The sequence below is a fragment of the Collimonas rhizosphaerae genome (assembly GCF_038896935.1).
GTDB classification, from domain to species: domain Bacteria; phylum Pseudomonadota; class Gammaproteobacteria; order Burkholderiales; family Burkholderiaceae_D; genus Collimonas; species Collimonas rhizosphaerae.
In genome coordinates, this window is record NZ_JBANDC010000023.1 from 67,017 (window position 1) to 79,952 (window position 12,936).

A 12,936-nucleotide genomic window follows, 5' to 3' on the forward strand; every position below is an offset into this window, starting at 1 on the left:
AAGGTCAGATAAACGGCGCCAGCAAGGCCATGGTGCGCGCGGTGGCGCCTCGATGCAGCTGCGCGAAATGGATGGCTTGCTCGCCCATCGCCTGGCGTTGCGGGCCGGCCTGCAACAGTTGCAGGGCGGTGTCCAGCATCTGGCCGACGTCGCTCACCCGTTGCGCTGCGCCGGCCGCAATGGCTTGTTCGGTGATGTCTGAAAAATTGAAAGTATGGGGTCCGATCAAGACCGGCTTGCCGACTGCAAATGCCTCGATCAGGTTTTGCCCGCCCATCGGCAGCAGGCTGCCGCCGATGAACGCCACGTCGCAAGCGGCGTAATAGGCGAACATTTCTCCCATCGAATCGCCGACCAGCACCTTCACCTGCGGCGGCACCGGCTGCCCGCCGAGGCGGGTGCGGCGCAGCGGCGGCAAGCCCTTCGCTGTGGCCATGGCGGCCACTTCGTCGAAACGCTGCGGATGGCGCGGGACAATGATGGTCAGCAAATTGGCGTAGGCAGTGTCCTGGCTGCGCTTGAACAAGGCTTCCAGGATCAGTTCCTCTTCACCGTCGCGCGTGCTGGCGCACAGCAGCACCGGGCGGCTGCCGATCTGCTCCCGCATTGCGGCGCCGACCGCCAGCAAGGCCGGAGCCGGCGTGACGTCGAATTTCAGGTTGCCGGTCACCTGTACATTGTCGCCACCGAGTTGCCGCAAGCGTGCAGCATCCGCTTCGGTCTGCGCGCCGACACAAGACATGCCGCTGGCAGCTTCGGTCATCAAGGTGGAAAAACGCTTGCCGCGACGCAGGGAGCGCTCCGACAGGCGCGCGTTGGCCAGCACCACCGGCACCTTGCGGCGCCCGCACTGGACGATCAGGTTCGGCCACACTTCAGTTTCCATCAGCACGCACAATACCGGTGAAAAATGGCGCAGGAAGCGGCCGGCCATCCAGCCGGTATCGTAAGGAAGAAAACATTGCAGCACGCGCGGCGATTTGCCGAACAAGGCTTGTCCCGTGGCGCGGCCGGTCGCGGTCATGTGCGTCAGCAGGACCGCGTGTTCCGGATAGGCATCGAGCAGCGCCGCTATCAAGGGTTCGGCAGCGCGCGTTTCACCTACCGAAACCGCATGCACCCAAAGAAATTTGCGCGACGCCGGCGCCGGCGCGATGGGCGGGTAAAAGCCGATGCGCTCCGCCACATGCTGGCGGTAGCCGGGCTCCTTGCCGCCGCGGCGCCACAAACGCAGCAATACCAGGGGCATCGCCAGCCACCATACCGCGGAATACAACAGACGAATGCGCCAGGCCCGCCCCGCATCAAAACCCGATGCAGCCTTCATTCGGTCAGCGCACGGCCGGTCAGGCGGCGCAGGATCGCCAGCGGGCTGGCGCCGGGATCGTATTGCTTGGCTGCCGGCAGGTGCAAGGTCTGCTCCATCATGTATTGGCCAGCCATCACCGCATGCGGCGTCTGGTCGGAAAAACATACCCATACCGAGCCCGCGGCAAACGGCTGCGTCACCTGCGGGCCGTCTTTCTGATAGGCCGGATCCGACTTCATGGCGTCATGCAGCTGCAGCATCAGGTGATCGTATTCGCTGCGCAGCGACTTGGTGACATGCAAGGCATGCAACGCCTGCGCTTGCCAGCGCGAATAAGCTTTTACCCTGGGCAAAAAGCGTTGCGCCACATCTTCAAAAGGTTCGCCGACACGCCATATGCGCGGCACGCCGTCCGGATTGACGTTGGCGAATACGCGCAAGATGCGCTCACCGTAATTAGGGCGCGACGGAAAAGCATCGACGTGCAAGCGGCGGTCATCGGCACGCCACGACTGTGCGCGGGTTTCCACCTGCATCGGCCGATAGCTGGTGGGCGCCATGCGCAATTCGCTGCGGCTGTCGGCGTAGGCCGGAAGCAAAGAGTGGATCAGCTGCTGCGCTTGCGCCCGGAAACGTCCGATCATGCTGGCCAACGCCTCTTGATCGGCAGCGTCGCCCAGCGCTCCCTTCAGCTTGCCGTTGGCGTCCAGGCTGATATTGCGGCTCTTGGGATCGCGGATCGCCGGCGTCAGGAAGCGCCGTTCGTCGGCCGTGAAGCTGAAGCTGAGATGCGGGAAATACAGGACTTTTCCGGCCTCAAGCGCGGAAATCCAGGCCGAGTTCGGGGTGCTGACCTGCCAGTCGGCAATGTCGATTTCGAGAATTTGTTGTTCCATGGCCGTATTATGCCGTGTTGCCATGGCGGCGTGAACTGCAGGCTTGCCTGACTTTCCTTGGAATTATCAATTAAATAACAGGCGAGGTATCCGGCCAGGTGAAGAATTTGCGCGGGCAGCGGAGCCGCAACATTTTCCTTCTGTTGGCAAACAATAATCCATCCTATAATAAAACTGCATGCTCCGACGCGATTTGGCATTAATGCACAAAGAGAGGTCTACCCATGGTTCACATGTCAAGACGCCAGTTCCTTAAGACGACTGGCGCTACCCTGGCAGGTTCGAGCCTGGCGCTGATGGGATTTTCGCCGGCGCCGGCATTGGCGGAGGTACGCAGCTACAAGCTGGCTCGCACTACCGAAACCCGTAACACCTGCCCCTACTGCTCAGTCAGCTGCGGCGTCCTGATGTACAGCCTCGGCGACGGCGCAAAGAATGCCAAGGCCAGCATCATCCATATCGAGGGCGATCCAGACCATCCGGTCAACCGCGGCACGCTCTGTCCCAAAGGCGCGGCCCTGCTCGACTTCATCCACAGCCCCAGCCGCCTGCAATATCCCGAATACCGGGCGCCCGGCTCCAAGGAATGGAAACGGATGTCATGGGACGATGCCTTAACCCGCATTGCGACCCTGATGAAACAGGACCGGGACGCCAATTTTGTCGAAAAGACGCCGCAGGGACTGACCGTCAACCGCTGGCTGACCACAGGCATGCTGGCGGCATCGGCCAGCAGCAATGAGGTTGGCTACCTGACGCATAAAACCATGCGCAGCCTCGGGCTGCTGGCGTTCGACAACCAGGCGCGTGTCTGACACGGTCCGACGGTGGCAGGTCTTGCCCCGACGTTTGGCCGTGGAGCGATGACGAATCATTGGGTCGACATCAAGAATGCGGATGTAATACTGATCATGGGCGGCAATGCCGCCGAAGCCCATCCCTGCGGTTTCAAGTGGGTGACGGAAGCCAAGGCGCATAACAAGGCGAAGCTGATCGTGGTCGATCCGCGCTTTACGCGTTCGGCCTCGGTGGCGGATTTCTACGCGCCGATCCGCACCGGCACGGACATCATTTTCCTCGGCGGGGTCATCCGCTACCTGCTGGAAAAAGACCAGATCCAGCACGAGTACGTCAAGAACTACACCGACTTCACGTTTATCGTGCGCGAAGACTATACCTTCGAGGATGGCATTTTCTCAGGCTACAACGCGGAAAAGCATAACTACGCCAAGACCACCTGGGACTACGAGCTGGGCGACGACGGTTTCGTCAAGACCGATCCGACCCTGGCCCATCCGCGCTGCGTCTTCAACCTGATGAAAAAGCATTACGAGCGCTATACGCCGGAAATGGTGGAAAGCGTCTGCGGCACGCCCAAGGAGAAATTCCTGAAGGTCTGCGAGATGCTGGCATCCACCGCCTCGCCGACGCGCGCCGGCACCGTCCTGTACGCGCTCGGCTGGACCCAGCATTCGATCGGATCGCAAATCATCCGCACCGGCGCCATGGTGCAGCTGCTGCTCGGCAATATCGGCATTGCCGGCGGCGGCATGAATGCGCTGCGCGGCCACTCGAACATCCAGGGCCTGACCGACCTCGGCTTGATGACGAACCTGCTGCCGGGCTACATGACGCTGCCTTCCGAAGCCGAACAGGATTACGGCAAGTACATCGCCGCCCGCGCCAGCAAGCCGCTGCGCCCGAACCAGCTGAGCTACTGGCAGAACTACGGGAAATTCCACGTCAGCCTGATGAAATCATGGTGGGGCGACGCCGCCAAGGCCGACAACAACTGGGCCTTCGACTACCTGCCCAAGCTGGACAAGCCGTACGACATGCTGCAGGTGTTCGAGCTGATGAAGCAAGGCAAGGTCAACGGCTACATCGCACAGGGCTTCAACCCGCTGGCGGCGGCTCCGGACAAGGGCAAGATCGGCGCCGGCCTGGCCAAGCTGAAGTTCCTGGTCATCATGGATCCGCTGGCCACCGAGACTTCCGAGTTCTGGAAAAACCATGGCGAATTCAACGACGTCGACCCGGGCCAGATACAGACCGAGGTATTCCGCCTGCCGACCACCTGCTTTGCCGAAGAAGACGGTTCGCTGGTCAACTCCGGCCGCTGGCTGCAATGGCACTGGAAGGGCGCGCAACCTCCCGGCGAAGCGCGCAGCGACCTGGAAATCATGTCGGAACTGTTCCTGAAGATCCGCAAGATGTATGTCAAGGACGGCGGCAAATACCCAGACCCTATCGTCAACCTGGCCTGGCCCTACGCCAATCCGGAGAGCCCGACCGCGGACGAGCTGGCCAGGGAATACAACGGCCGCGCGCTGAGCGACCTGGCCGACCCCAAGGATCCGGCCAAGATCGTGCGCAAGAAAAACGAACAGGTGGGGGGTTTTGCCGAACTGCGCGACGACGGCAGCACCGCCTGCGGCTGCTGGATTTTCGCCGGCTGCTGGACCGAAGCCGGCAACCAGATGGCGCGCCGCAACAACTCGGATCCGACCGGCATCGGCCAGACCCTGAACTGGGCGTGGGCGTGGCCGGCCAACCGGCGCATCCTGTATAACCGCGCGTCATGCGACCTCAACGGCAAGCCGTTCGACGCCAAACGCAAGCTGATCGGCTGGAACGGCCAGAAATGGGGCGGCGTCGATGTCCCCGATTTCAAGGTGGACGAGGCGCCTGCCGGCGGCATGGGACCGTTCATCATGAACCCGGAAGGCGTAGCGCGTTTCTTCGCCCGCGCCGGCATGGCCGAAGGGCCATTCCCGGTGCATTACGAGCCGTTCGAGACGCCGGTCGGCTATAACCCGCTGTTTCCCAAGAATCCGGCGGCGACCAGCAACCCGGGCGCACGCGTGTTCCCTGACGACCGCGCCATGTTCGGCAAGGCCGACGCCTTTCCGCATGTCGGCACCACCTACCGGCTCACCGAGCATTTCCATTACTGGACCAAGCACGCGCGCCTCAACGCCATCCTCCAGCCCGAGCAGTTTGTCGAGATCGGCGAAGAACTGGCGAAAGAAGTCGGCGTGGTCGCCGGCGAGCGCGTCAGGGTCAGCTCCAAGCGCGGCTATATCGTCGCCGTGGCGGTGGTGACCAAGCGCATCAAGAAAATGATGATTGAAGGTAAACCTGTGCACCACGTCGGCATCCCGATCCACTGGGGGTTCAAGGGCGTGGCGAAACCGGGCTACCTTGCCAACACGCTGACGCCTGGCGTGGGGGACGGCAATTCGCAAACACCGGAATTCAAGTCGTTCCTGGTCAAGGTCGAGAAAGCATAGGAGAAGCCATGGCACTGCAATCATTAGATATCAAGCGAGTGTCCGCCACCACTACGCCGCCGCCCGGCGTGCGCGAGCCGGTGACGGGCACGGTCGCCAAGCTGATCGACGTCACCAAATGCATCGGCTGCAAGGCTTGCCAGACCGCGTGCATGGAGTGGAACGATTTGCGCGATGAGGTCGGCGTCAATGTCGGCGTGCTGGATAATCCGCCCGACATGACGGAGCATTCATGGACCGTGATGCGTTTCTCGGAATACGAAAACCCGGACGGCAATCTCGAATGGCTGATCCGCAAGGATGGCTGCATGCACTGCGAAGATCCCGGCTGCCTGAAAGCCTGCCCTTCGCCCGGCGCCATCGTCCAGTACAACAACGGCATCGTCGATTTCCATGAAGAGAACTGCATCGGCTGCGGTTATTGCGTAACCGGCTGCCCGTTCGACGTGCCGCGCATTTCAAAGAAGGACAACAAGGCCTATAAATGCACGCTGTGTTCGGACCGCGTGGCCGTGGGCCAGGAGCCGGCCTGCGTCAAGACCTGCCCTACCGGCGCCATCGTGTTCGGCACCAAGGAAGACATGAAGGAGCATGCGGCAGAGCGCATCGTCGACCTCAAGGAACGCGGTTTCGACAAGGCCGGGCTGTACGACCCGCCAGGCGTGGGCGGCACCCATGTCATGTATGTGCTGCACCACGCCGACAAGCCGTCGCTCTATCACGGTTTGCCCGACAATCCACGCATCAGCCCGCTGGTCGGCTTGTGGAAAGGCGCCGCCAAGCCGCTGGCGCTGGCGGGCATTGCGCTGACTGCGCTGGCAGGGTTTTTCCACTATATCAAGGTCGGACCGAACGAAGTCTCGGCGGAAGACGAGGCGGCGGAACGGGAAGAAACCGATGCCGCTCGGCGCGGCGCGCAACTGCCGGCGCCGCCCGGCAGCAATATCACCTCGCAGGATCTGCCGCCATGAACAATTCCGAACGAGACGTAGAGCAAGACAAGATCCAGCGCTACAACGCCAAGGAACGCATCAACCACTGGATCGTCGCCATCACGTTTGTCATACTGGCGCTGTCCGGGCTGGCGCTGTTCCACCCCGCCATGTTCTGGCTCAGCTTTGTGCTGGGCGGCGGACCATGGACGCGGATCCTGCATCCCTTCATCGGATTGGTGATGTTCATTTGCTTTGCGATATTGGCCCTGGGATTCTGGCGGCACAACCTGATCGAAAAAAACGACATTGCCTGGCTGAAAGGCATACGCGACGTAGTCAACAACCGCGAAGAAAGCCTGCCGCCGGTAGGCCGCTACAACGGCGGCCAGAAGTTGCTGTTCTGGATGATGATCGGTTGTATGATTGGCTTGCTGCTGTCCGGCATCGTCATCTGGCGCGCCTGGTTTTCCTGGATGTTCCCGATACTCGTCATCCGGGCGGCGGTTGTGCTGCATGCGCTATGCGGTTTCCTGCTGATCGTCGGCATCGTCGTGCATATCTATGCCGCGCTATGGATCAAGGGAACGGTGGGCGCCATGACGCGCGGCACCGTCAGCCGCGCCTGGGCGCGCAAGCATCACCCGGCGTGGTACCGGAAAATGACAGGCGAATGAAGGGATTACCTTGCAACGCATTCTCGAACCGGGCGAAATTGAAGCACTTGATCACAACGCCATTCCACGCATCCGGCTGCCGGAGCGTGCCAGCGTATTCAGCAACCGCGCGCAACGCCTGAAACAGCTTGCGCCGGGAAACGCCATCGGCGAATACCTGAGCCTGATGGCGGTGCTGGTGGAAGCACAGCAGCTGGCCCTGGACAAACTGGCCGGCGAACCGGACGACCAAGCCCGGGACCAGGCCCGCATCAACCTCGCACACACGCATTTGATGCCGCTGATCCTGGCGGCGGACCAGGTGCGCAGCCCGCATTGGCAAGCAATCCTGGACCAGCTGCTGGAACGCGTCGCAACAGCCGGCGGCATCCCGGCGGCCGCGGCGCAGTTGATAGTCCGTATCCGGCAAACCAGTGCAAACGAACGCGACAGCCAAGCCGAAGCCATCCTGCGCGGCAACGATGAAATCGTCGATCCGGCCACTGCGCCGTTCTACACCGCAGCCCTGCAGGTAGTGTGCTGCGACCTGGTAACCCGCTTCAGCGAACGCGACGTGCCGCTGCTCGATACGCCCGGCCTGTGCCCATGCTGCGGTTCGCTGCCGGTCGCCAGCGTGGTGCGGATGGATGGGCAGTCGCAGGGCCATCGTTATTTGCAATGCAGCATGTGCGCCGCCGAATGGCATATGGTGCGCATCAAGTGCAGCCATTGCGACTCCACGAAAGGCATTGCTTACCAGGCCATAGAAGACGGTCCGGCCGCCATCAAGGCAGAAACCTGCGACGAATGCCATAGCTGGCTTAAAATCTTCTACCAGGAGAAAGATCCCTATATCGAACCGCTGGCCGATGACCTTGCCAGCGTAACCCTGGACCTGCTGATGGGTGAAACTGCTTACGCACGCCGGCGCGGCAATCCCTTGCTCTGGCAATCCATGGAGAATTGAATGGCTGCAGCAACCACGCCGGCCGCGACAGGCGCAGCCCCACAGGCTTCCGCCAGCGACATTCCCTCGGTGGACCGCGTCCTGAACCTGGCAGACATCAAACCGTTGCTTGCGCTGTACGGGCGGACCCAGCTGACCGCAGCGCTGCGCAAACACCTGGACAAGCTGAGAGCCGATGCCCTGGCCGGCAAGCTGATACCTGCAGACGTGGATGATTCGCAGCTTATCGACATTCTCGAGAAACAATTGGCAGCCGCCAGCCGGCTGCACCTGCGCGCGCTGTTCAACCTTACCGGCACCGTGCTGCACACCAACCTCGGCCGCGCCCTGCTGCCGGACGAAGCGGTGCAAGCGGTGGTCAGCGCGCTGACCTGTCCCGGCAATCTTGAATTCGACCTGGAAACCGGCGGCCGCGGCGACCGCGACAGCCTGGTTGAAGATGTCCTGTGCGAACTGACCGGCGCCGAAGCCGCCACCGTCGTCAACAATAACGCTGCCGCGGTGCTGCTGATGCTCAACGCACTAGCGCAGAAAAAGGAAGTGATTGTCTCGCGCGGCGAGCTGGTCGAGATCGGCGGCGCATTCCGCATCCCCGACATCATGCAGCGCGCGGGCGCAAAACTGGTGGAAATCGGCAGCACCAACCGCACCCACCCTGCCGATTACGCCAATGCCATCACGGCACGCACGGCGATGCTGATGAAGGTCCATTGCAGCAATTACGCCATCAGCGGCTTCACCCGCAGCGTGGAAGTGAGCACGCTGGCGGAACTGGCGCAGCCGCACGGACTGCCGGTGACGGTCGACCTTGGCAGCGGCACCCTGGTCGACCTGACGCAGTGGGGCCTGCCCGGAGAAACCACGGTACGGGAAACCATCCGCCAGGGCGCCGACCTGGTCACCTTCAGCGGCGACAAGCTGCTGGGCGGCCCGCAAGCCGGGCTGATCGTCGGCCGCGCCGACCTGATACGCCGCATCAAGAAAAACCCGCTGAAACGCGCGCTGCGCGTTGGCAAGCTCACCCTGGCTGCGCTGGAGCCCGTACTACGGCTGTATCTGGCCCCGGAATTCCTGGCGGAGCGCCTGACCACGCTACGCCTGCTTACCCGCAGCCAGACGGCGATAAAAGCGCAGTCCGAACGCCTGCTGCCAGCGCTGCAGAATGCACTGGGAACACACTACACCGTCGCCGCCGAGGCGATGTCCAGCCAGATCGGCAGCGGCGCCCTGCCGGTAGACCAGTTGCCTAGCCATGGCCTGGTGATTCGCGCGGGCAATGCGGCCAACGGCGGCAAACGCCATGGCCGTGCGCTCGACAAGCTGGAGAAAGCCTTGCGCCAGCTGCCGCGTCCTGTCATAGGACGGATCGCCGACGACGCGCTGTGGCTGGATTGCCGCTGCCTGGAACAGCATGACGAAGTCCTGTTCAGCACACAGCTGCAAGGTCTGTCCATATGATCGTCGGCACCGCCGGGCATATCGATCACGGCAAGACCACACTCATCAAGGCGCTGACCGGCGTCAACACCGACCGTCTCAAGGAAGAACAGGCGCGCGGCATTTCGATCGAACTGGGCTACGCCTACACGCCGCTGGCGAACGGCGAAGTACTCGGGTTCATCGATGTGCCCGGCCATGAACGCCTGGTGCACACGATGGTGGCCGGCGCTTCCGGCATCGACTTCGCATTGCTGGTCATCGCCGCCGATGACGGCGTCATGCCGCAAACGCGCGAGCACCTGGAAATCCTTCAGTGGCTAGGCATCGGAACCGGAGCGGTCGCTTTAACCAAGACCGACCGGGTCGATGCCGCGCGCATTGCAGAAGTCACCCGCGAAATCCGTCAATTGCTGGCATCCACCGGATTGGCGGACGCGCCGATCTTTGCCGTCGCCGCGCATCATGCGCAAGATGCCGGAACCGCGACTCTGCGACAGCACTTGCACGAAGCCGCGCAACGCATGCCGCCGCGCCGCGACGACGGCCTGTTCAGGCTGGCCATCGATCGCGTATTTACCCTTGCAGGACACGGTACCGTGGTGACCGGAACCGTTTTCTCCGGCCAGGTCCAGGTTGGCGACCACCTGGCATTGATGCCGGCTGGCGATACCGTGCGCGTGCGCAGCCTGCATGTGCAAAACCGTCCCGCCGCCAGCGGCCACGCCGGCCAGCGTTGCGCGCTCAACCTGAGCGGTATCGACAAGGATGCGGTCAAGCGCGGCGACTGGGTGGCCGCTCCGTCCGCAATGACTGCGTCGACACGGATCGATGTCGAACTTCAGCTGTCGGCCCAGGCCGGCGTCACGCTGCGCAACCGTTCGCCGCTGCATGTTCACCTGGGCACCTTGCATCAGGTCGCCCAGGTCGCGCTGCTGGAGGAGAATGCGCTGGCTGCCGGCGGCCGCGGCAGGGTGCAGCTGATATTCGAATTTCCCGTCTGCGCCATTCCTGGCGATCGGTTCATCGTCCGCAATGCGCAGGCAAACATGACGATAGGCGGCGGCCACGTATTGGATCCGCTCGCCCCGGCGCGCAAACGGCGTGCGCCAGAACGCCAGGCCTGGCTCGACGCCTTGCAACAGATGCTGGACGGCGCCGGCATCAGTGCGTTGCTGCAAGCCGCATCGCCTGGAGGCATGCGCCTGTCCATGCTGATGCAGCTGAGCGGACTGCCGTCCACTACACTGCAATTGCCCGAAGGCGCGCAATCCATTGCGACCAATTCGCAGGAACAAGACAATTTTGTGATGCTGGCTGCACAGTGGCAGTCGCTAAAGACGCTGGCGGTCGCTGCTCTCGCGGATTTCCATGCGCGCTTTCCCGACGAACAAGGCGTGGACGCCGCGCGCCTGCGGCGGATGGCGCTGCCGGCCCTGGACAACGCGCTGTGGCAGGCTGTCATCGGCTCCCTCATTGGCGATGCGACGATCCAGCGCAGCGGACCCTGGCTGCACCTGCCGCAACACGCGGTATCGCTCTCGGACGGCGAACAGGCGCAGGCGCAGCAGCTGCTGCCGGCGCTGGCTGCTGCCGGATTTGACCCGCCCTGGTTGCGGGCGCTAGCGCAGGCGCACAAGATCCCGGAAGAACAGCTGCGGCAACTGCTGCGTAAATTGCTGCGGCAAGGACTGGTCTATCAGATTGAGCGCGACCTGTTTTACCACCGTGACCGCGTGCGCGAATTAGCCGCGCTGGTGGCGAGCCTGGCAGCGGAACAGAATCCAGGCCAAGACGCAGCGGCGGGAGTGAGCGCCGCTCGCTGGCGCGACGCTACCGGCCTGGGACGCAAGCGCGCCATCCAGATCCTGGAATTTTTTGATCGCGTGGGTTATACCCGCCGTGTGCGCGACACGCATCTGTTGCGCGACAGCGAAGTCGACTGGTTCGGATGGCAAGAAAACCCAGATTCGGGATAAGATAGGGCGCCACGACAATGGAAGGCACACGTATCCGGTGATGCGGCCGGGCTTCAAACCCGGTGGGGGGCGCCAGCCGCTCCCGGGTAGGTTCGACTCCTGCTGCCTTCCGCCAATTGCCTTATTTCGTCAATCGGTCAATCGCCAGCGCAACCTGTTCCACGGTCGGCGGCGCTCCAAGCTCTCCCAGGTTGATGATTTGCGGCGACCAGTTGCCTTCGGTTTTCCAGCGGGGCGAATCGCAATACAGCTCGATGGTTGGACGATTGAAGGCCGCGGCAATGTGGGTCAGGCCGGTATCGACGCCGATCACCAGCGCCGCCCGCTGCGCCAGCAATACTGCTTCCATCAGCGGTAACCTGGGAAGCACCTTCGCATTGCGCATCTGGCTCGCCAGCTGCTCCGCATTGCTCTTTTCCGCATCGCTGCCCCAGGGCAGCAGCACCGGCAGTCCGCGTCCGGCAAGCGCCGCCGCAATGCTTATCCAGCTGCTGTTCGGCCACTGCTTGGCGGCACGCGCCGTGCCATGGAAAAAAACCGCATATGGCATGTCCGGCAGCCATGCAGGCTGTTCTGCAAGCGCCATGGCAGGCGGATGCATGTTGAATTCGGCGACGCCCTCGACAGCGTAGCCAAGCGCCTTTGCCGCTACTTCCCGGGCGCGCAATACAGCATGCGTATGCAGGCCGACGCCGACGCTCCTGGTATGAAACAGGCGCGACAGCGGCTCGTAACCGGATCCTTCCGTCGCATTCGCCAATCCGACCCGGTGGCCGTCCGGCGCAAGCCGCGCCATCCGCATGACCACGCTGGTTTTCAACAAGCCTTGCGTGTCGAACACAACATCATAGGCATCGCGCTTGAGTTCCTGCCTGAAATGCGAGATTTCCGCCCGTGTGGCGGCAGACAGCAAGCTCTTGCGCCAGCGCCGCAGGGCAATCGGAATGATGCGGCGCACATCGGGATTCATGCGCACCAGGCCGACATAGCCTTCTTCGACCACCCAGTCGATATTCGCGTCGGGATAATGGCGCCGGATATCCGACACCATCGGCATGTTGTGGACCACGTCTCCCAGCGAGGAGACGCGGACGATCAGGATATTCAAACCGGAACCATTTCGTGGAGCCGGTTAAAAGGGCAGCGCCGCATCCGGCTTGGCGGCCAGGATGACACGCTTGAATTCCGACTGGATCCGCGCCAGCGCCTGCTCCGACTCGGCCTCGAAGCGCATCACGACCACCGGCGTGGTATTGGATGAACGCGCCAGGCCGAAACCATCCGGATATTCAACGCGCAAGCCATCGATCTTGATGATGTCGTCGGCTCCCGGAAATTTCGCCTCATTTTGCAATTTCTCGATCAAGGTGAAATTCTCGCCCTCCTCCAACTGCAATTGCAGCTCAGGCGTACTGGACGATTGCGGCAACGCATTCAGCACTGCCGACGGATCGCTTTCGCGGCTCA

At 62.5% G+C, this 12,936-nt stretch carries 9 protein-coding genes, 1 tRNA gene and 1 pseudogene; 7 read left to right on the forward strand and 4 right to left on the reverse strand.

The window, feature by feature from the left end; genetic code table 11:
• Positions 1–4: 4 nt before the first annotated feature.
• Together waaA and kdoO are read right to left on the reverse strand one after the other, a co-directional pair.
• Complete coding sequence (gene waaA / locus V8G57_RS23550) at positions 5–1,327, reverse strand: lipid IV(A) 3-deoxy-D-manno-octulosonic acid transferase (protein WP_254785038.1); 1,323 nt, start codon at positions 1,325–1,327, stop codon at positions 5–7.
• Entirely contained in the window at positions 1,324–2,205 is an 882-nt protein-coding gene (kdoO, locus tag V8G57_RS23555; protein WP_092396774.1) for a Kdo hydroxylase KdoO, read from the reverse strand. Before kdoO ends, waaA begins: the two co-directional genes overlap by 4 nt.
• Before the next feature lie 224 nt (positions 2,206–2,429).
• Here kdoO and fdnG point away from each other — a divergent pair, with 224 nt between their 5' ends.
• From fdnG to V8G57_RS23590, 7 genes are all read left to right on the forward strand, one after another.
• Entirely contained in the window at positions 2,430–5,498 is a 3,069-nt protein-coding gene (fdnG, locus tag V8G57_RS23560; RefSeq protein ID WP_342831445.1) for a formate dehydrogenase-N subunit alpha, read from the forward strand.
• Positions 5,499–5,506: 8 nt separating this feature from the next.
• Entirely contained in the window at positions 5,507–6,469 is a 963-nt protein-coding gene (gene fdxH, locus V8G57_RS23565; protein WP_342831446.1) for a formate dehydrogenase subunit beta, read from the forward strand.
• Positions 6,466–7,107, forward strand: a complete 642-nt coding sequence (locus V8G57_RS23570) for a formate dehydrogenase subunit gamma (RefSeq protein WP_342831447.1) — start codon at positions 6,466–6,468, stop codon at positions 7,105–7,107. Before fdxH ends, V8G57_RS23570 begins: the two co-directional genes overlap by 4 nt.
• Positions 7,108–7,117: 10 nt before the next feature.
• Positions 7,118–8,053: a formate dehydrogenase accessory protein FdhE gene (gene fdhE, locus V8G57_RS23575; protein ID WP_342831448.1), complete on the forward strand. Its 936-nt coding sequence runs from the start codon at positions 7,118–7,120 to the stop codon at positions 8,051–8,053.
• Complete coding sequence (selA, locus tag V8G57_RS23580; protein ID WP_342831449.1) at positions 8,054–9,511, forward strand: L-seryl-tRNA(Sec) selenium transferase; 1,458 nt, start codon at positions 8,054–8,056, stop codon at positions 9,509–9,511.
• The gene (selB, locus tag V8G57_RS23585; protein WP_342831450.1) at positions 9,508–11,469 is read left to right on the forward strand and encodes a selenocysteine-specific translation elongation factor; all 1,962 of its coding nucleotides are present in this window, start codon (positions 9,508–9,510) and stop codon (positions 11,467–11,469) included. Before selA ends, selB begins: the two co-directional genes overlap by 4 nt.
• Positions 11,470–11,488: 19 nt before the next feature.
• Positions 11,489–11,584: transfer RNA gene (locus V8G57_RS23590), tRNA-Sec, on the forward strand.
• Positions 11,585–11,590: 6 nt separating this feature from the next.
• On the opposite strand, the gene waaC is transcribed toward V8G57_RS23590, so the two are convergent.
• Together waaC and V8G57_RS23600 are read right to left on the reverse strand one after the other, a co-directional pair.
• Positions 11,591–12,577: a lipopolysaccharide heptosyltransferase I gene (waaC, locus tag V8G57_RS23595; protein ID WP_342831451.1), complete on the reverse strand. Its 987-nt coding sequence runs from the start codon at positions 12,575–12,577 to the stop codon at positions 11,591–11,593.
• 24 nt (positions 12,578–12,601) lie between these two features.
• A pseudogene (locus V8G57_RS23600) lies at positions 12,602–12,936 on the reverse strand (phosphomannomutase/phosphoglucomutase); the annotation flags it as partial.